18 protein-coding genes and 1 rRNA gene are annotated in these 20,065 nt (G+C 40.1%); 14 read left to right on the top strand and 5 right to left on the bottom strand.

Going from position 1 to position 20,065, the window contains the following annotated elements:
• The first annotated feature begins 14 nt into the window (after positions 1-14).
• From ASU03_RS13140 to ASU03_RS13155, 4 genes are all read left to right on the top strand, one after another.
• Positions 15-899: a DUF481 domain-containing protein gene (locus ASU03_RS13140; RefSeq protein WP_057832207.1), complete on the top strand. Its 885-nt coding sequence runs from the start codon at positions 15-17 to the stop codon at positions 897-899.
• A 287-nt stretch (positions 900-1,186) separates the two neighbouring features.
• Positions 1,187-2,866, top strand: a complete 1,680-nt coding sequence (gene ettA / locus ASU03_RS13145; protein ID WP_057832208.1) for an energy-dependent translational throttle protein EttA — start codon at positions 1,187-1,189, stop codon at positions 2,864-2,866.
• Between the two features lie 182 nt (positions 2,867-3,048).
• Positions 3,049-3,405 carry a PilZ domain-containing protein gene (locus ASU03_RS13150; RefSeq protein ID WP_057832209.1) on the top strand — a complete coding sequence of 119 codons (357 nt, stop codon included), beginning with the start codon at positions 3,049-3,051 and terminating at the stop codon, positions 3,403-3,405.
• 49 nt (positions 3,406-3,454) lie between these two features.
• Positions 3,455-3,952: a glycine cleavage system protein R gene (locus ASU03_RS13155; RefSeq protein ID WP_057832210.1), complete on the top strand. Its 498-nt coding sequence runs from the start codon at positions 3,455-3,457 to the stop codon at positions 3,950-3,952.
• Positions 3,953-4,163: 211 nt separating this feature from the next.
• On the opposite strand, the gene ASU03_RS13160 is transcribed toward ASU03_RS13155, so the two are convergent.
• Both ASU03_RS13160 and ASU03_RS13165 read right to left on the bottom strand, forming a co-directional pair.
• The gene (locus ASU03_RS13160) at positions 4,164-6,098 is read right to left on the bottom strand and encodes an ATP-dependent DNA helicase (RefSeq protein ID WP_057832211.1); all 1,935 of its coding nucleotides are present in this window, start codon (positions 6,096-6,098) and stop codon (positions 4,164-4,166) included.
• A 54-nt stretch (positions 6,099-6,152) separates the two neighbouring features.
• The gene (locus ASU03_RS13165) at positions 6,153-6,473 is read right to left on the bottom strand and encodes a hypothetical protein (protein WP_057832212.1); all 321 of its coding nucleotides are present in this window, start codon (positions 6,471-6,473) and stop codon (positions 6,153-6,155) included.
• A 567-nt stretch (positions 6,474-7,040) separates the two neighbouring features.
• Here ASU03_RS13165 and hisG point away from each other — a divergent pair.
• From hisG to ASU03_RS13215, 10 genes are all read left to right on the top strand, one after another.
• Positions 7,041-7,943: an ATP phosphoribosyltransferase gene (hisG, locus tag ASU03_RS13170; RefSeq protein WP_057832213.1), complete on the top strand. Its 903-nt coding sequence runs from the start codon at positions 7,041-7,043 to the stop codon at positions 7,941-7,943.
• Positions 7,944-8,115: 172 nt separating this feature from the next.
• A complete protein-coding gene (hisD, locus tag ASU03_RS13175) occupies positions 8,116-9,420 on the top strand; it encodes a histidinol dehydrogenase (RefSeq protein WP_057832214.1) in 1,305 nt (434 codons plus the stop codon).
• Positions 9,421-9,422: 2 nt separating this feature from the next.
• Positions 9,423-10,520 (top strand): histidinol-phosphate transaminase, encoded by a 1,098-nt coding sequence (gene hisC, locus ASU03_RS13180; protein ID WP_057832215.1) that lies wholly within the window; start codon positions 9,423-9,425, stop codon positions 10,518-10,520.
• Between the two features lie 54 nt (positions 10,521-10,574).
• Positions 10,575-11,660, top strand: a complete 1,086-nt coding sequence (gene hisB, locus ASU03_RS13185) for a bifunctional histidinol-phosphatase/imidazoleglycerol-phosphate dehydratase HisB (protein ID WP_057832216.1) — start codon at positions 10,575-10,577, stop codon at positions 11,658-11,660.
• Positions 11,660-12,325 carry an imidazole glycerol phosphate synthase subunit HisH gene (gene hisH, locus ASU03_RS13190; RefSeq protein ID WP_057832217.1) on the top strand — a complete coding sequence of 222 codons (666 nt, stop codon included), beginning with the start codon at positions 11,660-11,662 and terminating at the stop codon, positions 12,323-12,325. The genes hisB and hisH overlap by 1 nt, the downstream gene beginning before the upstream one ends.
• The gene (gene hisA, locus ASU03_RS13195; protein WP_057832218.1) at positions 12,322-13,089 is read left to right on the top strand and encodes a 1-(5-phosphoribosyl)-5-[(5-phosphoribosylamino)methylideneamino]imidazole-4-carboxamide isomerase; all 768 of its coding nucleotides are present in this window, start codon (positions 12,322-12,324) and stop codon (positions 13,087-13,089) included. Before hisH ends, hisA begins: the two co-directional genes overlap by 4 nt.
• Positions 13,083-13,871 (top strand): imidazole glycerol phosphate synthase subunit HisF, encoded by a 789-nt coding sequence (gene hisF, locus ASU03_RS13200; protein WP_057832219.1) that lies wholly within the window; start codon positions 13,083-13,085, stop codon positions 13,869-13,871. Before hisA ends, hisF begins: the two co-directional genes overlap by 7 nt.
• Positions 13,865-14,485, top strand: a complete 621-nt coding sequence (hisIE, locus tag ASU03_RS13205) for a bifunctional phosphoribosyl-AMP cyclohydrolase/phosphoribosyl-ATP diphosphatase HisIE (RefSeq protein ID WP_057832220.1) — start codon at positions 13,865-13,867, stop codon at positions 14,483-14,485. Before hisF ends, hisIE begins: the two co-directional genes overlap by 7 nt.
• Positions 14,486-14,916: 431 nt before the next feature.
• A complete protein-coding gene (locus ASU03_RS13210; RefSeq protein WP_057832221.1) occupies positions 14,917-15,213 on the top strand; it encodes a DUF6559 family protein in 297 nt (98 codons plus the stop codon).
• A gap of 15 nt (positions 15,214-15,228) precedes the next feature.
• On the top strand, positions 15,229-15,711 hold the full coding sequence (locus tag ASU03_RS13215; protein WP_057832222.1) for a GNAT family N-acetyltransferase: 483 nt from the start codon (positions 15,229-15,231) through the stop codon (positions 15,709-15,711).
• Positions 15,712-15,784: 73 nt separating this feature from the next.
• On the opposite strand, the gene adk is transcribed toward ASU03_RS13215, so the two are convergent.
• The 3 genes from adk to rrf form a co-directional block, all read right to left on the bottom strand.
• On the bottom strand, positions 15,785-16,429 hold the full coding sequence (gene adk, locus ASU03_RS13220; RefSeq protein ID WP_057832223.1) for an adenylate kinase: 645 nt from the start codon (positions 16,427-16,429) through the stop codon (positions 15,785-15,787).
• Positions 16,430-16,683: 254 nt separating this feature from the next.
• On the bottom strand, positions 16,684-18,645 hold the full coding sequence (gene htpG, locus ASU03_RS13225; protein ID WP_057832224.1) for a molecular chaperone HtpG: 1,962 nt from the start codon (positions 18,643-18,645) through the stop codon (positions 16,684-16,686).
• A gap of 1,300 nt (positions 18,646-19,945) precedes the next feature.
• Positions 19,946-20,060: ribosomal RNA gene (rrf, locus tag ASU03_RS13230) — 5S ribosomal RNA — on the bottom strand.
• Between the last annotated feature and the right edge of the window lie 5 nt (positions 20,061-20,065).

A 20,065-nucleotide genomic window follows, 5' to 3' on the forward strand; every position in this document is an offset into this window, starting at 1 on the left:
TAGTATTAATTAAGATGTTTTCTCGCTTTATCCTTCTCCCCCTATTGGTCATTTATTGCATTTTCCCTATAATTTCTTATGCCCAAGAGCAAACAGCAGAGACTAGCCCTGCAGATGCCTCAGACATACTCTTTAGTTTAGAAAAGGCCGATGAGTCACACCAGCCTTCATCTGGCACCTTGTTTACCGCCTCGGCCCAACTTGGTTTCCTCTATTTAACCGGTAATACTCGCAGTGCCGATATTAAAACAGGTTTAGATCTACGCTTTGAAAGAGGTCTTTGGCGCAGCTCTTTTGTTTTTGATTTATTGGTCAAGAAAACCGAAAAAGCTTCACAAATTAACAACAATGATATTCGTAAAAACTTTGAAACCACAGATCAAAAATGGAGCTTTACTTCACAAACTAACTACACCCTTGATTCAATAAATCAAAACTACATCTACGGCAGTGTCTTTTATGAAGAAAACCGTTTTTCTGGTTTTGACTCGCAAGCTTCCGTGTCTACTGGTTGGGGTCGCCGCTGGTTTGAAAGTAAAGATAGCAGTTTTGATGCCGATATTGGCCCAGGTTTTAAGAGGGATGTTACCCATGTGACTACTGAAGAAGTGTCTAATGGCATGAGAAGTCACACACAAGACACCTTCATTTTGCAGGTTCAAGCGCTTTATAGAAAAAAAATAAATGAACACATTGAGTTTAAACAATCCTTCACCATTAAACATGCCATCGAAGTGGGACAAAACAGCATTTACAAAGCCGAAAGCTCAATCACCAGTAAGTTGATTGATTCACTACAACTTAAACTCAACTTTGTTATCGATTACAATTCAAAGGTAGATGACAATAAAGCTAACTTAAATACGGAAACCTCAGCGGTACTTATTTATAGTTTTTAGATTTATTCTTAATTCTTAATTTTAATGAGGTACTCAAGATGAAGCGACTAAACAGAGTCAGCTTACGGGTAAGTAGGCGGGCATAGAGAGTCACTCTGGATTGACCAAACAAAGTCGTTATACCATTTTAAAATGGACATTACCGTAAGAAATTTTCGCTTATCGTTCATTTATGGCTAATAATGCTTAAAAATTAAATTTATTATCACTACAAACTATTGCCTTAACCTCACTCTATCACCTAAAATATTGGCAATAAAAATTCCATCAAACTAAAAGGTATTCACATGGCTCAGCCGTTACCCGATAAATTCATCATGTCGATGAACCGCGTTTCAAAGATAGTCGCACCGAAACGCACCATTTTAAAAGACATTTCTCTTTCATTTTTCCCTGGCGTTAAAATAGGTGTTTTAGGTTTAAACGGTTCAGGTAAATCAACCTTGCTGCGCATTATGGCGGGTGTTGATAAAGAATTTGAAGGTGAAGCTACCGCATTAGCTGGCACTAAAATTGGTTACTTACCGCAAGAACCAATCCTTGACGAAACAAAGACGGTTAGAGAGATCGTTGAAGAAGGCGTTGCTACCGTTAAAAATGCTTTAGCACGTTTAGACCAAGTCTATAACGAGTACGCTGAAGAAGGCGCAGATTTTGATAAACTAGCAAAAGAGCAAGGTGAGTTAGAAGATATTATTAATGCTAATGATGGCCATAATATTGATAACGTACTTGAACGTGCCGCCGATGCCTTACGTTTACCACCTTGGGAGCAAAAAATTGCCGAGCTAAGTGGTGGTGAACTCCGTCGTGTCGCCCTGTGTCGTTTATTACTAGAAAAACCAGACATGTTATTACTGGATGAACCAACCAACCATTTAGATGCTGAATCTGTAGCTTGGTTAGAGCGTTTCTTGCATGACTACCCAGGCACTGTGGTAGCAATCACCCATGATAGATACTTCTTAGATAATGTAGCCGGTTGGATATTAGAGCTTGATAGAGGCCACGGCATTCCTTATGAAGGTAACTACACTGCCTGGTTAGAGCAAAAAAACGCTCGCCTTGAACGAGAAAGTAAAAGTGAAAGTGCTTTACAAAAAACCATCAAACAAGAGCTTGAATGGGTGCGTTCAAATCCAAAAGCACGTCAATCAAAAAGCAAAGCCCGTATGGCTCGCTTTGAAGAACTTAATTCTCGAGAGCATCAAAAGCGTAGTGAAACCAACGAACTTTACATTCCACCTGGACCACGCCTTGGTGACAAAGTATTAGATGTTATCAACTTAACCAAGTCTTTTGGCGATAGAGTACTCATTGATAACTTAAGTTTTAGCGTACCTAAAGGTGCTATCGTTGGTATTATCGGGCCAAACGGCGCGGGTAAATCAACCTTATTCAAAATGATGACTGGCGCTGAACAGCCCGACTCAGGTGAAATAATCTTGGGTGATACGGTAAAACTGGCCAGTGTTGATCAGTTCCGTGATGATATGGACAACAGCAAAACCGTTTACCAAGAGATATCCCAAGGCCATGAAATTTTAAAAATTGGTAATTATGAAATTCCGAGTCGTGCTTATGTCAGCCGTTTTAACTTTAAAGGCAATGATCAACAAAAAATTATTGGTCAATTATCCGGTGGTGAACGTAACCGCGTTCATTTAGCCAAGCTTGTGCAAACAGGTGGTAACGTATTGTTACTCGATGAACCGACCAATGATTTAGATATTGAAACATTACGTGCGCTAGAAGAAGCCTTATTAGAATTCCCAGGTTGTGCCATGGTTATTTCCCATGACCGCTGGTTCCTTGACAGAATTGCTACCCATATTTTAGATTACCGTGACGAAGGTAAAATCAACTTCTACGAAGGTAACTTCACCGATTACGAAGCTTGGTTAAAGAAAACTTTAGGTCCGGCAGCAACAGAGCCTCATAGAATCAAGTATAAGAAAATAGGTTAGTCGCTAAATAAAGTAGCCCTTAGTCATACCCGGGTAACTTTGCGCTAATGAGCTGAAATAGCCGATTAAAAGTCAGTTAAAATTTTGATTTTAACTGGCTTTTTACTACCCAGTAACTTTTTACTTTTCAATAAAATCGGGCTATGCTAAGGATACACAATACTAAAATGTAATGGTCAAAAATGGAAAACAGACGACAATTCACCCGCATTTTATTTTCAATTAAAGCTGAATTAGCCATTGAAGGTAGTATTTATTCAGTATCTATCCATGATATCTCACTTAATGGCGCCTTAGTTACCGCCATAGACAGTGAAAAATCATTGAAAGGTAAACTTGGCACCTTACATTTTTTACTGTCAGACAATGAGTCAGAAGTAACAATGAACATTGCGGTTGTTCACGTAGAAAAAAATGAGACTGGCTTGCAATGTAATGCTATTGATATAGACAGCGTCACCCATTTACGCCGCTTGGTTGAGCTCAATCTAGGTGACAGTGAACAACTCAATAAAGAGTTAAGTCAGTTATCACGTTAAAAGTTAAGTTAAGATTTTCAGCTATTCCCCCTACCTTTTAGGAGTTTTTATGAATCATCTAGTTATTTCTTGTATTGGCCCAGATCAAACCGGCCTAGTAGACACATTATCTAAAATTATTGCCAAACATCAAGGTAATTGGCAAGTCAGTAGCTTGCATCATTTATCCGGTTTTTTCGCCGGCGTTATTGAAGTAGCCGTAGTAAGTGAAAATACTGACCAGCTCATCAGTGAATTAAAAGCCATTAATGGCTTAAGCTGCCAAATTGAAATAGCTGAGCCTAATTTACCTAAGGTGACTAGTAACCTAGTCCTTGAGATCACCGCCAATGACAGAGCGGGTATAGTGCAAGAAGTTTCATCGGTCATTCATCATCAAAATGGTAACTTAATCAAATTGGTAAGTTCGCAAGAGAGCGCCGCCTATAGTGGCCAAAATATTTTCAAAGCAAAAGTGAAAATTGCCATCGATGAAAACTCTATTGATGAGCTTATCAGTGCCTTAGAGCAAATAGCGGATGACTTGATGGTAGATATTTCACGCTAATGTTTATTGGCCAAAATCATCCGTAAAACGGCGAGACTATATCCCCATGACCAATCAAGATGCATGTTTCAGAGAACACTTTGAATGGTAATGGGTATAAACCAGCACTTTAACTTTAAAGTATGCAAATAAAAAACGACTGCTATCAGCAGTCGTTTTTTAGGTTTTAGTCGTGCCATTTTTGGAAAAACTCTGGCCTTGCTTTTTTACCTTAAGACAAGGAGGCTAAGAACTGCGCCGCTTTATTAATATCTCGGCTACGTTTCATATCAGGCAAACTTTTTAAGAAAGTTTTACCATAAGGTTTATTGACTAACCTATCATCACAAATCACTAAGACACCACGGTCACTGACATCACGAATAAGTCGCCCTACTCCTTGCTTTAACGCTATTACCGCCTGTGGAAGTTGAATTTGGCTAAAAGGCTCGCCGCCTTGTCGCCTGACATCTTCACAGCGTGCCTGTAACAGCGGATCGTCCGGTGAAGCAAAAGGTAATTTATCAATGATGACACAAGTAAGCTTATCACCACGAACATCAATGCCTTCCCAAAAACTGGCGGTTGCCAGTAATACCGCTTTATCATGCTCAACAAATTGCTCAAGTAACTTGCGCTTGGCCATCTGCCCTTGCACTAATAAGGGATTATCAATACTGTCAGCTAGAATTTCAGCAACCTGATGCATTACCCGATAACTAGTAAAGAGCATAAAGCAAGCACCACCACTCGCTGCAATCAGCGGCTCCGCTAATTTTGCTAACGCCAAAGCGCGATTTTTATCATTGGCGGGCGGTAAATAACGTGGCACGACCAGTTGAGATTGCGCTTGATAATCAAACGGGCTATCAAGTAAGAGCTTTTTTGCCCCTTGTAAACCTAAATGCTGGGCAAAGTGATCAAAATTATTATCTACCGCCAAGGTTGCCGAAGTAAAAATCCAACCGGCACCCGACTCTTTCACCACAGCACTAAATTTATCACTCACCGTCAGTGGTGTTTGATGTAATACCACACTGCGCGGCGTAGTTTCATACCAAAAACTCATGCCATAAGCTTCAACATTGGCCATCACTTCATATTGGGCCAATAAGTTTACCGCCCGATCAAAACAATTATCGATGGCTTCATTTCTGGAGACACAAAGCTTTATCACTTGGTATAAAAAATCTAAATCGATTTTTAAGTTAGCAAATTTTTGCTGAAATTGAACTTGTTTATGCTTTTCTCGCCAATTTCCCCGTTCGGGATCGTAATTAAATAACAGTCGGAATTCTTGACAGCTTTTCTGTAATTTTTCCGCTGCTCGCCCTAATTGCTTCACATCGGTTAAACTACTACGGTGTACTTGTAATACGTCGGTGCACAAATCAACGAGCTGTTTAGTTGAGAATGCCTCACCAAAATATTCACTGGCGATATCGCCAATTTGATGAGCTTCATCAAAAATCATCACCTGAGCCTTAGGAATAAGCTCACCAAAACCGGTATCTTTTAAAGCCATATCGGCAAAAAACAAATGATGATTGACCACGATAATATCGGCATCACTGGCTTTTTGACGGGCTTTAACTAGGTAACAAGCGTCATAGTCTGGACAGTCTCTGGCCAAACAATTATCTAAGGTACTGGTAACAAACGGAAAGATACTGGAGTCTTCACTAACATTAACCAATTCGCCAATATCACCACTTTGTGTACCATTAGACCAGGTTTTAATTTTCACCAGATCCTGTAACATTTGTGCATCAAGTTGACCGCGACTATCTTGGTACTGTGCTAAACGATAAATGCATAAATAGTTGGCACGCCCCTTTAATAAAGCGACTTGTGCATTACTGCCTAGCACCTTTTTTATTAAAGGAATATCTTTATGGAATAGTTGCTCTTGCAGGTTTTTAGTCCCGGTTGAGACCACTATTTTTTTAGGGTTTTTCGAATTTAACGCTAAAAAGGCGGGGATCAAATAAGCAAAGGTTTTGCCTGTGCCAGTGCCTGCTTCCACAATGAGCGATGATTGCTGGTCAATGGCTTCAGCAACATCAAGGGCCATATCTATTTGCGCTTGGCGAGGAGAGAAGCCTTTAATGGCTTTAGCTAAAGCGCCGTCTTTAGCAAAGGCTTGACTAACTTGGGATGCTATCATTTAAAAAAAAGGCACGAATAAAAATTTATGCTTGAGAGTATACTTAACTACCGCTTAGGCATAAAGGTCTAAGTGTTTACCGTTACTATTATCGGTAGCTTTATTGATGTCTACATCACTCTGCTCAAACTCAACACTAGGTTCTTTATTAGTATTAGCACTATTAGCACCTTCTTCTTTATCATCCGTTTCTTGCTGTGAACTATGGTATTTGTCTTCTTCACTAGTAAAATAATACTCATGATTTTCAAGATGATTAGCATCATCGCTTAGCTTACTGTTAGCAGCCTCTTTCAACAGTGCTTTTACCTTTAAGCTTGCCGGCTTAATAGGTATCTGGACTACACGTGTTAGTTGAGTCGTAAAAATATCCATCTTTAGTTCCTACACTGCTTCATGTTGCGAATTTGTTAACCCTTAATTCTATTATCGACCAAAAATACATTAGCTTTAGCTTTTCACTTAGGGACTAATACTATTACCAAGACTCGACTAATAAATTTAACCGTTTTTCATATAACAAAAAGTAATAAAAAACTTCTATTTATTACTTGCAGCTATCTTAATTAAGCAGTAATGTAAAGTTCATCAAAATAAATTACTTACTCAATACTGTTCAATTAATTATACAACAGCACAGTAAATTACTGACTACTAACAGAGAATTTAACCATGATTATTAACCTGAATAGCCGACATCACCATAATCATAGCAATTAGCCCATTCAGCGTTAGTAACAAAAACACTGCAGGGCAAAGGCCTTTCAGTGGAATTAAGTAAACAGTTATACAAGCAATAGCACAAGCTTTATAACAATAAAATGTCATTACTAAACCCCCGAAAGAGTCTTTTCTCTCTCGGGGGTTTTTCGCATTTTAGCGCATTAGAAATTGTATATACATGACGAATTTAAAGATTAAGACACCATAGGAATTACCAATATGAGCACATCAGAGCCACGTTTACGCATTGCCATGCAAAAGTCAGGACGCCTGAGTGAAGACACACAAGAATTATTAAAGCGCTGCGGATTGAAACTTAACCTTAGCGACCGTCGTTTACTCGCGCATGTTAGCAATATGCCGATAGATGTTATGCGCGTACGTAGTAGTGATATTCCAGGACTCGTTATGGATGGCGTATGTGACTTAGGCATTGTCGGTGATAACACCCTAGAAGAAGCGGCATTAGAGCGTGAATTAATGGAGCAAAAATTTGCTTATATAAAAACCACAGCACTTAATTTTGGCGGCTGCCGTTTATCACTAGCCATGCCGGAAGAGTTTGATTATCAAGGTATTAAAAGCTTAGATGGTTTACGCTTTGCCACTACTTACCCACAACTGCTTAACCGCTTTGCCCGTAATAATGGCATTAACGTAGATTTTTGTTTACTCAAAGGCTCGGTAGAAGTGGCGCCACGTGTTGGTTTATCCGATGGTATTTGTGATCTGGTTTCCACTGGTGCGACACTTGAAGCTAACGGTTTAAAAGAAGTTGCCGTGATTTTCAAATCAACCGCATCACTGATCCAAAACCCTGCAGTCTTAGCGCCAGCCAAGCAAAAAATTCTTGATACCTTATTGCCACGCATTCAAGGGGTAATGAAAGCCAAAGAAAGCAAGTACATCATGCTGCATGCGCCTAAAGATAAGATCAATGAAGTGAGTGCTTTAATGCCAGGTAGTGAGACGCCGACTATTTTACCGCTTGCTGGTCGTGATGATTTAGTAGCCGTACACGTTGTTGCTACTGAGACGTTTTTCTGGGAAACCATGGAAAGCCTAAAGGCATTAGGTTGTAACTCTATCCTGGTAATGCCGATTGAAAAGATGATGGGCTAAATTAACCTTACCTCATTGCTAGTAGATGCAAGCTCAGCATCGGCAGTACTCACTGACTAACGTCAGCTGAGTGCTCCCTCTTTGCACTTGCACCAACTAGCGTCGAGCTAAAGTAAATTATTTTTTTTACTTATAAAGAAACACATCCTCGAAGTATTAGGAACAAGTAATTATGATTAATCAACTAATCAAGTGGCAAGAGCTGTCAGAGCAGCAAAAAATAGGTGCGCTAGCACGACCAGCAATAGTGGATAGTGCCTTATTGTCCACCCAAGTTGCTAACATCTTGGCGCAAGTTAAAAATCAAGGTGATAAGGCACTATTTACCTTAACAGAACAATTTGATGGTATCGCGCTTAGCACCTTATCAGTGGGTGCAGAGCAAATTGCGCAAGCCAAGTTAGCCCTATCTGCTAAACGTTTAAAAGCAATTAACACCGCTTATCAGCAAATCAGAGCCTTTCATAGCGCACAACAGCCAACAGATATAACGGTTGAAACGATCCCAGGCGTTAAGTGCACCTTAAAAACTGAAGCCATTGAAAGTGTTGGTTTATATATTCCTGCAGGCTCAGCGCCATTGCCCTCAACGGTATTGATGTTAGGCATACCGGCACAACTTACCGGTTGTCAACGTACGGTCTTGGTTTGTCCACCTGATAAAAATGGCCAACTGGCTAATGAAATATTAGTGGCGGCTGATCTTTGTGGTATCAGTGAAATATACACAGTAGGTGGTGCACAAGCGATTGCCGCCTTAGCTTACGGCACACAAACAATAGCCGCGGTAAATAAAGTTTTTGGCCCAGGAAATCGCTATGTTACCGAAGCTAAAACTCAGTTATCACAACAAGTCCCCGGTTTTACTATTGATATGCCCGCCGGCCCTTCTGAAGTATTAGTTATTGCCGATGAGCAAGCAAACCCGGCATTTATTGCCGCAGATTTATTATCGCAAGCCGAGCACGGTGTTGATAGCCAAGTAATACTACTCAGTGATAGCGAGTCATTAATAGCACAGGTATCTGCTGAACTAGAAAAGCAAGTTGTGGTATTGTCTCGACGTGACATTGCTGAGCAAGCGTTAACCCAGTCTAGGTTAATTTTAACCAAGGACTTAGCGCAAGCGGTGCAAGTGTCGAATCAATACGCGCCAGAGCACTTAATTATTCAAACTGAAGATGCACCAAGCTTGCTTAACAGTTTGCGTAATGCCGGTTCAATTTTTGTCGGCGCTTATACCCCTGAATCGGCGGGTGATTACGCCAGCGGCACAAACCACGTATTGCCAACGTATGGTTATTCAAAGGTTATCTCAAGTTTATCACTGGCTGACTTTTCTCGGCGCTATACCGTGCAAGAGATAACTAAATCAGGTTTGGCGAGTTTAGCTGAGTGTATTATTGAATTAACCGATGCCGAAGGGCTAGATGCCCATCAGCGCGCGGTGACCATTCGCTTAGAGGAAGGAGTTTAAGCATGGCTAAACACGCTTTAACGACCGCTGAGCAATTAGCACGCGAAGAATTAATTGCTATGGTGCCTTATCAATCGGCACGACGTCTATTTTCTAGCGCTGATGCTCAAGAAGATAAAGTATGGCTGAACGCAAATGAAGCACCAGGCAAAGGTCAATATCAGTTATCCGCGATAAATATCAATCGCTACCCGGATTTTCAGCCCGATTGTTTAATTTCAGCCTATAGCGAATATTCAGGCTTAGCAAAAGATAAAATCCTAGCAACACGAGGCGCAGATGAAGGCATAGAGCTTATCATTCGCAGTTTTTGTAAAGCATACCAAGACACCATTTTAATATGTCCACCCACTTACGGCATGTACGCTATTAGTGCCGAGAATCACGGTGCTGCGGTTATTAAAGTAGCGCTAAACTCCGCTGACTTAACGCTAGATTTAGACGGTTTGCAACAGCAAGTGGGTAAAGTGAAAGTGGTGTTTTTATGTTCGCCGGGTAATCCAACGGGTAATTTACTACCAAAAGCACAAATACTAGCCGCTATTGAATTGTTTAAAGGCAGTGCCATGGTGGTGATTGATGAAGCTTATATTGAGTTTTCACCTGAGTATTCATGCACTAAATTATTAAGTGACTTTGATAATGTCATTGTGCTTAGAACCTTATCAAAAGCATTTGCACTTGCTGGTCTTCGTTGTGGTTTTACCTTAGCAAATAATGACGTAATTACCTTGCTGAGTAAGATTATTGCCCCCTACCCTATTGCGGCACCCGTAGCGGAAATTGCTAGCCAAGTCTTAACGAACGATTTAGCCATAATGAAAACTAGGGTAAAGCAAACCAAAGTATTACGTGAACAGTTAAATAACTGGCTTACTGAGCAAAACTGGTGTTGTCATGTTTTTACCAGCGATGCAAATTTTGTCCTATTTCGTTGTACTAGCGCAGAGGATAAAGCCCTAGTATTTAATTTGTTACTTGAAAACAACATATTAATTCGCGATCAGTCTAAACAGCAACAGCTTGAAAACTGTCTTCGCATTAGCATTGGCAGTGAAGACGAACTAGCACAGCTAAAGCAATTATTAACCGCCTTGTAAGTAAAAATTAGCGCGGTAATAAAGCTAATAAACGAACATAATGAAGAGTATTTTATGAGTAAGACCCAAGAAAAAATATTATTTATCGACCGTGACGGCACTTTGGTTGAAGAGCCGGCCATCGATAAACAACTTGATAGCTTAGAAAAACTAGTGTTTGAGCCGAATGTCATTGCTGAATTACTAAAACTGCAAGCCAAAGGCTTTAAGCTAGTGATGGTTTCCAACCAAGATGGCTTAGGCACCCGTAGTTTTCCACAAGCTGATTTTGATTTGCCTCATAATAAAATGATGGCGCTATTTAGTTCTCAAGGGGTGAATTTTCAAGACGTATTACTTTGTCCACACTTTGAGGAAGACAATTGTAGTTGTCGTAAACCAAAACTAGGCTTAGTGAGCGATTACTTACAGCAAGGCAGAGTTGATTTTACTAATTCTTATGTGATTGGTGATAGAGAAACCGATATGGGTCTTGCTGCGAATATGGGCATTGTTGGCATCAAATATGATCGAAAAATTTTCAATTGGTCACAAGTGAGCGAACAAGTTTTAGCAAAATTCTCACAAGCTCGTATAGCGAGTATTACCCGGACCACCAAAGAAACCGATATCAAGGTCACCGTTAATTTAGATAAAAAAGGCGACAATAATATAGCAACGGGCTTAGGCTTTTTTGATCACATGCTAGATCAAATAGCCACTCATGGCGGTTTTAGTTTGCAATGTAGCGTCAGTGGTGATTATCACATTGATGAGCACCACAGTGTTGAAGATACCGCCCTTGCCCTTGGTCAGGCCTTAAGGCAAGCCCTGGGCGACAAACGTGGCATTGGTCGTTTTGGTTTTGTCTTACCTATGGATGAATGTCGCGCCGAGTGTGCCATCGACCTTTCTGGTCGTCCATGGCTTGAATTTGATGCCGATTTCACCGCAGATAATGTCGGAAGCATGTCAACACAGATGGTTGGCCATTTTTTCCGCTCATTAGCAGATTCAATGTTAATAACTTTACATTTATCAACCAGTAAAGGGAATTGCCACCACCAGGTTGAGAGTCTATTTAAGGTATTTGGCCGAGCGTTAGGTCAAGCCATTAAAGTAGACGGTGATGAGATGCCTAGCTCAAAAGGTATTTTATAATGACTAAGGAAGTATCTGCAGGAATGAATGTCATTGTTGATACTGGCTGCGCAAATCTAGCCTCAGTTAAGTTTGCCGTTGAGCGTTTAGGTTATCAAGTGACCATCACTGATAATATTGAGCTAATCCAACAAGCGGATAAAGTAATACTCCCAGGGGTTGGTAGTGCTAAGCATGCCATGGCTAATATCAACGCTAAAAACTTAGTGAGTGTCTTACAAAAACTGACGCAGCCGGTACTTGGTTTTTGTTTAGGTATGCAGTTAATGACTGAGTCATCAACCGAAGGTAATAAGTCCTCAACTGAAGGGAAAAGTGATGGCCTAGTGCCTTGCTTAAACTTAATTCCCACCAAGGTAGAGCCATTAAAATCACAAGGGAATAGGTTGCCACATATGGGCTGGAATACCCTCAGAAAAATATCAGACCACCCCGTGCTCAAAGGTATTTCCGAGGGTGATTACTTTTATTTTGTCCACAGTTTTGCCGCCCCTATAAGTGAGTACACCATTGCCAGCTGTGAATATGGTAGTACGTTTTCAGCAGCTATTGCCAAAGACAACTTTATTGGTTGTCAATTTCACCCTGAGCGTTCCAGTGCTTTGGGCAGTAAGATCATTCAAAACTTTTTAGAATTAGGGCCACAGGAGCTTGCGAACTTATGATGATTCCCGCAATTGATTTGATTAATGGCCAAGTGGTGCGTTTGTATCAAGGCGACTATAACCAACAAACCCACTATGAATATACGGTGCAAGAGCGGCAACAGGCTTATGCTAAATCCGGCGCTACTGTCATGCATTTTGTCGATTTAGATGGTGCAAAAGACAGCACAAAACGTCAATTAGCAACATTAAAGACCGTAGTCAATCACCCCTCAATGATCATACAAGTAGGTGGTGGCGTACGTTGTGAAGATGATGTAAAACAGCTATTAGCATTAGGGGCAGATCGCGTTGTTATTGGCAGCTTAGCCATCAAACAACCAGAGCTAGTGACTCAATGGCTTAAAACCTACGGCTGTGAAAAAATTGTCCTAGCACTTGATATAAAAATTGATGCCCAAGGTAATAAAACCCTGCCCACTCATGGCTGGATTGAAGATAGCGGGGTAAACTTAGAAGATTTACTTGCCCAATATCAAGATGCCGGTATTAAGCACGTATTATGTACTGACATTAGTAAAGACGGCACTTTAACGGGGACTAATGTTGATTTATATAGCGAAGTTTGTGCTAAATATCCAGAGATTGACTGGCAAGCGTCGGGCGGTATTGGCAGCTTAGACGATATTAAGGCGTTAATTCCAACCGGTGTTAGCGCTGTTATTTTAGGTCGTTCATTGCTTGAGGGTAAGTTTACCCTTGAAGAGGCAATTGCCTGTTGGCCTCCAGCTAAAGAAGCTATAGCGGAGAAAAACCCATGTTAGCTAGAAGAATTATTCCATGCCTCGACGTTAAGGACGGAAAAGTGGTAAAAGGTATACAGTTTAGAAACCACGAAATAATCGGTGATATAGTGCCGTTAGCGCAGAAATATGCTGAAGCAGGTGCTGATGAACTCGTTTTTTATGACATCACTGCCAGCTCTGATGGTCGCGTGGTTGATAAGAGCTGGGTAAGTCGTATTGCTGAGGTCATTGATATTCCTTTTTGTGTTGCTGGTGGGATAAAAAGCGCAGCCGATGCTAAAGAAATATTGATGATGGGCGCTGACAAAATATCCATTAATTCCCCAGCATTGCAAGACCCTGAGCTAATTACGCGCTTAGCCGATATTTTTGGTCAGCAGTGTATTGTGGTGGGTATTGATAGCTTTTATAACAAAGAGGCTAATGCTGGCAAAGGGGAATATCAGGTTTACCAGTTTACTGGTGATGAAAAGCGGACTCAGCAAACAGGCTGGACCACATTTGACTGGATTGAAAAAGTAGTTAGTTTAGGTGCCGGCGAAATTGTCCTTAATTGCATGAACCAAGATGGTGTACGTCAAGGTTATGATATTGTGCAATTAAAACAAGCAAGAGCTGTATGTAATGTGCCTTTAATCGCCTCAGGTGGTGCGGGTACTATGGAGCACTTTAGTGATGTCTACCAACAAGCCGATGTTGACGGCGCACTCGCTGCTTCTGTTTTTCATAAAGGTGTTATTGCCATTAAAGAGTTAAAAAATTATTTAAAAGCACAACGTATTGAGGTGAGACCATGTTAGTAAACAAAGACAATATTAATGACTTAGCATGGCAGAAAATGAATAACCTCATTCCTGCCATTATTCAGCATGCGGCAACGGGTGCCGTACTAATGCAAGGTTATATGAACCAAGCATCCTTGGCCGCCACATTAACCACAGGTAAAGCAACCTTCTATAGTCGTTCAAAACAAGCTTTGTGGGTTAAGGGGGAAACCTCAGGGAACTTTTTAAACGTTAAGCAAGTCTTAACTGATTGCGATAATGACAGTTTACTTATTGCTTGTTTACCTATGGGTCCAAGTTGTCACTTAGGCACGGAGTCATGCTTTCCTGAGCAAAAGTTAACCCAGCAAAACTTTCTCAGTGAACTTGAACAAGTGATTGCAAGCCGAAAAAATGATAAGCCAGAAGACAGTTATACCGCACACTTATTTTCTCGCGGCACCATCAAAATTGCGCAGAAAGTCGGTGAAGAAGGCGTTGAAGTTGCACTTGCTGCAGTAGCAGAAACGAAAGAAGATCTACTAGGTGAATGTGCAGACTTATTTTACCATACCCTAGTACTCCTAGCCGACCAAGATATCGACCTCAATGAGGTTATGGCGGTATTACAACAGCGGCATAACAAATAGCTTCACCTGCCATTATTGAACGCATTCATGCTATTTAATTCAAACCCAGATCAAAGCTTTGTTATGGCTAAAGTTCACCTAGTACCCGTCAAAAACATTGGCGTGGTACTTAAAGACTCCCTGAATTTTGTCATCAGTAAGTTTCATCCTGAGAGACTGGAAACTTTTATAGCTATTAATAAGGGCTAAAATACTCCGACAGCGCGGCGCTATTGTTAAAGCCTATCAAGTAAGCTGAATTTTTTGTTGATAGCAATAAAATAAAAATAATCAATCCTTGAATTATTATAGATTTTATTAGCTACATTTTATCCCTACATGGTGTAATATGCTGAGCAATAAAATGGCTCGATGGATTATTGACCTTATTTATTATAATAAGCTGCTAATTTGTCTAGAACACCAGAAATAGTACCAGCTAAGGAACGGCTATGTTTAAACGTAGAGCAATAAAGAAATACGGCAACCAACTGTTACCAAGACTACAAAAACGTTATGGTGAGCAGACTTTTTATAATGCTAGCCAAGTTCGAGCGACTGTATACCAATGCAACTTCAATCCTAGCTACCTACCACTGGGCTACTTACTCTTTCTTGAGCCTTATGCACTAAATAAAATAGTCACTACTGAGTTCCCTGAATTGTGCATAAAAAAGTATAAACAAGAAATTAAAGAATACCTGAATGAGCGCAAGTATTATGGTTACTTAAAGCAGTTAACTATTTAACGCTTCAGACTCAATATGACAATAAAAACCACCTGGCAAAGTAAAGCATTCTCCGAACTATCACTTAATCAATTATATGATGTACTGAAATTGCGCATTGATGTTTTTGTCGTTGAACAAACGTGTTATTACCCAGATCTAGACAGCGAAAAAAATCGGCTTGACCGACACCCTCAAACGCTACATCTCTTAGGTTATCAAGCAGAGCAACTGGTCGCTTACCTGCGAATTTTACCTAAAGGTCAAAGCTATGCAAGCCATATCAGTATAGGTAGAGTAGTCATTGCCAATAAAGCGAGAGGTGGTGGCTTGGGCCATGAATTAATGAAAGAAGCATTATCACTTTGCCAGCAATATCACCCTAACGAAGAGATTAAAATCTCTGCTCAACAACATTTAAAGTCATACTACCAAAGACATGGTTTCGCTCAGGTATCGGCTATGTATTTAGAAGATGGCATACCACACATTGCTATGCTCAGAGAAAGTAAGCAATAAATTATACCCTAGAAACAAAAAAACTCGCCAAGGCGAGTTTTTTTCACTTAAATAGCGATACAATTACTGGGTACTAAGCAAGTTGAGCTAATAATAACTGATTCACTTTTTCAACAGCTTGTGTGCCATCAATAGTTAAGTAGGTACAATTACCCGCTTTAGCTTCCGCTTGATAAAAAGCGACTAATGGCTTAGTTTGATCATGATAAATCGATAAGCGCTTACGTACAGTCGCTTCTTCATCATCAGGACGAATAGATAAATCATCACCGGTAACATCATCTTTGCCGGCAATTTTTGGCGGATTGAAAACAAGGTGATAAACACGCCCAGAGCCGGAATGAACACGACGGCCAGCCATACGCTCAACAATCACTTCATCCGGCACATCAAATTCAAGTACATGGTCCACAGAAATGCCACTTTCTTTCATAGCATCCGCTTGTGGAATAGTACGAGGGAAACCGTCAAGTAAAAATCCTGCTTTACAATCATCTTGAGCTACTCGCTCTTTTACTAAGCCGATGATCAAATCATCTGAAACTAATTGTCCTGCATCCATAACGGCTTTAGCTTTATTGCCTAGTTCAGTGCCGGCTTTAATTGCAGTACGGAGCATATCGCCCGTTGAAATTTGTGGAATACCAAATTTAGCCATTAAAAATTGTGCTTGTGTGCCTTTACCAGCGCCTGGAGCACCTAATAAAACAATGCGCATATTATGTAACCTTAAATTGATGGTTGAAGTGTTAAAGAAAATATTACCTTTATTCAATACTATAAATTTTCATTGATCGAGCAAAGGTAATATTTCTTAGCTTTCCCATAAAGCCGGCAGATACTATACAAGCTAGCCTATTTGCAAACAAGTAGTGATAGGTCAGATTGATCAAAAAAGGAGGTGTTTCATGCATGAAACCCTCCTTTTTAAGACTAAAGTATTATCTAATAATTTAACTTACCATTAAATAATTACTTAGTTAGGCTTAACATTAATTTATTCAAGCGAGATACGAAGCTAGCAGGATCTTTTAAGCTACCACGTTCCGCTAACATTGCTTGGTCAAACAATACTTCAACCCACTGGCCGAATTTATCATCATCTTGTTCATCGGCAATATGTTTAATAAGGTCATGCTCACCATTGATTTCAAAGATAGGTAATGTATCAGGCACTTCTTGACCAACCGATGCCATTAACTTAGCCATTTGGCTAGTCATGTCATTATCATCAGCGACGATACAAGCAGGAGAGTCGGTAAGACGTTGAGAAAGTTTAACCTCTTTAACTTTTCCTTCTAAGCACACTTTAATGCGCTTAACGACAGAGTCATACTCTTTCTCAAGCTTCTCTTGTGCTTCTTTAGTTTCAGCGTCATCCATATCACCCAGATCTAAACCACCATGAGTAACAGACTGTAATTGCTTAGAATCAAACGCTGTTAAATGGCTTACTAACCATTCATCAATGCGGTCAGACATTAATAATACTTCAATGCCTTTTTTACGGAATACTTCTAAATGCGGGCTACTCTTAGCCGCTTCGAAGCTATCAGCAACAACATAATAAATCTTATCTTGGCCTTCTTTCATGCGTTCAATGTAAGTAGCAAGTGATACATTTTGCGCTGCTACATCTTCTTTAGTGGAAGCAAAGCGTAATAATCCTGCTACTTGTTCTTTATTAGCGTGATCTTCAGAAGGACCTTCTTTTAATACCTGACCAAACTCATCCCAAAAGCCTTGATATTTATCCGCATCTTTTTTAGCTAACTTCTCCAGCATTTTTAATACGCGCTTAGTACAACCCTTACGAATAGCTTGAGTAATCTTGTTATCTTGTAAAGCTTCACGAGAAACGTTTAAGGGTAAATCATTTGAATCTAATGAGCCTTTAACGAAACGTAAGTACGTTGGCATAAACTGCTCAGCATCATCCATAATATAGACACGTTGAACAAACAGTTTAAGACCATGTTGTTTTTCACGGTTATACATATCAAAGGGTGCTTTGCTAGGTATATAGAGTAGAGAAGTGTACTCAGTCTTACCTTCAACTTTATTATGTTCCCATAAAAGTGGGTCACTAAAATCATGAGAGACGTGTTTATAAAACTCTTTATATTCGTCGTCGGAAATATCTGCCTTTTCGCGTGTCCATAAAGCCGTTGCTTTATTAACAGCTTCCCATAGTGCAGGTACTGCATCTATAGCATCAATGGCTGGCATAGTTACCTTGCCTTCGTCATCTTTCACTTCAGCAACGGCTTCAATCGCTGGTATTTCATTGGTTAACATTTCTACGGATACTGAGATATGATCAGAGTATTTAGTAACAATTGACTTTAAGCGCCAATCATCCGCAAATTCTGACTCCTCTTCTTTTAAGTGAAGAATGATATCGGTACCACGATTAGTTTTTTCAATCTTCGCGGTAGTAAACTCACCTTCACCGGCACTTATCCATTCGACACCTTCAGAGGCATCATCACCCGCTTTACGAGTACGAACAATTACTTTATCTGCAACAATAAAAGATGAGTAAAAACCAACACCAAATTGACCAATAAGTTGTGAGTCAGAGGCTTGATCACCTGATAATGTTGAGAAAAATTCAGCAGTACCTGATTTTGCAATCGTACCCAGATGTTCGATTACTTCATCATGGTTCATACCAATACCATTATCAGAAATAGTGATGGTGTTATTTTCTTTATCACAGCTAACACGTACGCGTAAATCACCATCATTTTCATATAAAGCATTATCAGATAATGCTTTAAAACGCAGCTTATCCGCAGCATCGGCAGCATTTGACACTAATTCACGTAGGAATATCTCTTTATTAGAATAAAGTGAGTGGATCATTAAGTGAAGTATCTTGGCGTTATCTGACGCAAATTCATGTTTTACTGGCTTATTTTCTACTGTCATTTTATCGACCTTTTGTTAAATACCTATTTGGACGCCTACTTGGACGCCAAACCATTGCATGTACTAGGTACAGAGCGGGTTTGTTTGATTGATACATATCTGAGGGCAACAACATTAAAATCAAGTGAATAAGTTAAAAACTTTTCTCTTAACGAACGCTGACAAACTATAACTGCATATTTTGTATATAAGGCAAGTAAGATGTCTACGTAGTTTGGGGATGATTAGAATTTAACGTTGAACAATCACAAAGAAAATCAATGGCTATAAATAGAGTGCCGAAGTAGGTCCCCCTACTCCGGAAAAATATACTCGTGCGATACAATTGACAGATCAGATCTAAACACAAAGTATGTTGCTACTAATTTGTAATGCAGGGAGTAATTTACAAAATAGTAACAACTGCATGGATGTACTAATCACATGGATATGACTTATTAGACAATACTGACGGTACACGACGTACCTTCAAAAATGTGCGATTGAAATCTCTACAAAATGTGCGATTGAAATCTCTACAAAATGCGCGATTGAAATCCCGCCTACATACACCCGGTAATTTGAACCTGTAGGCGGGAACTTGTTCGCGCTTCGAAATTTATTCGCGCCAATAGTTATTCGCACCTTAAAAAATGCACGATTTCAAAAATGCGGGATTGAAATCCCTATAAATTACGCGATTGAAATCCCTATAAATTACGCGATTGAAATCCCTATAAATTGCACGATTGAAATCCCGCCTACATACACCCGGTACGCGTTAATTTAAACCTGTAGGCGGGAATTTATTCGCGCAGGGAGCTTGTTCGCGCTTCGAAATTTATTGCGCTTATTAGTAATTATTTCAAATCCCAGACAGCAAAAAGCCCGATTCTTATCAATCGGGCTTTTCTTAATAGAAGTTTAGCAATGTCCCGCTACGCTCGCACATGGGCTTACCTGCAACATAAGTCACACTACCATCGGCGCAACTACAATTTTTAAAATCCCACAAAGCAAAAAACCCGTAGCTTAAGCTACGGGTTTCTTTAAATAGAAGTTTAGCAATGTCCTACTCTCACATAAAGAGAAAAACACCCACACACTTACTACATCCGGCGCAACTGCGTGACGTACATGGATGTACTAATGTCGCCGCGTTGCCATGGATGGCAATGAGCAGACTCAACTTCTGAAGCGCCGCGGCAAGGAAGGTGAATGGGATCAGGTGGGGCTACAGCGCTATTACTATTCTCTGACTTTTTCAAAATTTAAATAGCAAAAAGCCCGACTCTTATGAATCGGGCTTCTCTTAATAGAAGTTTAGCAATGTCCTACTCTCACATGGGAACTCCCACACTACCATCGGCGCAACTGCGTTTCACTTCTGAGTTCGGAATGGGATCAGGTGGGGCCACAGCGCTATGGTCGCTAAACAAAA

This window comes from Colwellia sp. TT2012, assembly GCF_001440345.1.
GTDB lineage: Bacteria > Pseudomonadota > Gammaproteobacteria > Enterobacterales > Alteromonadaceae > Colwellia.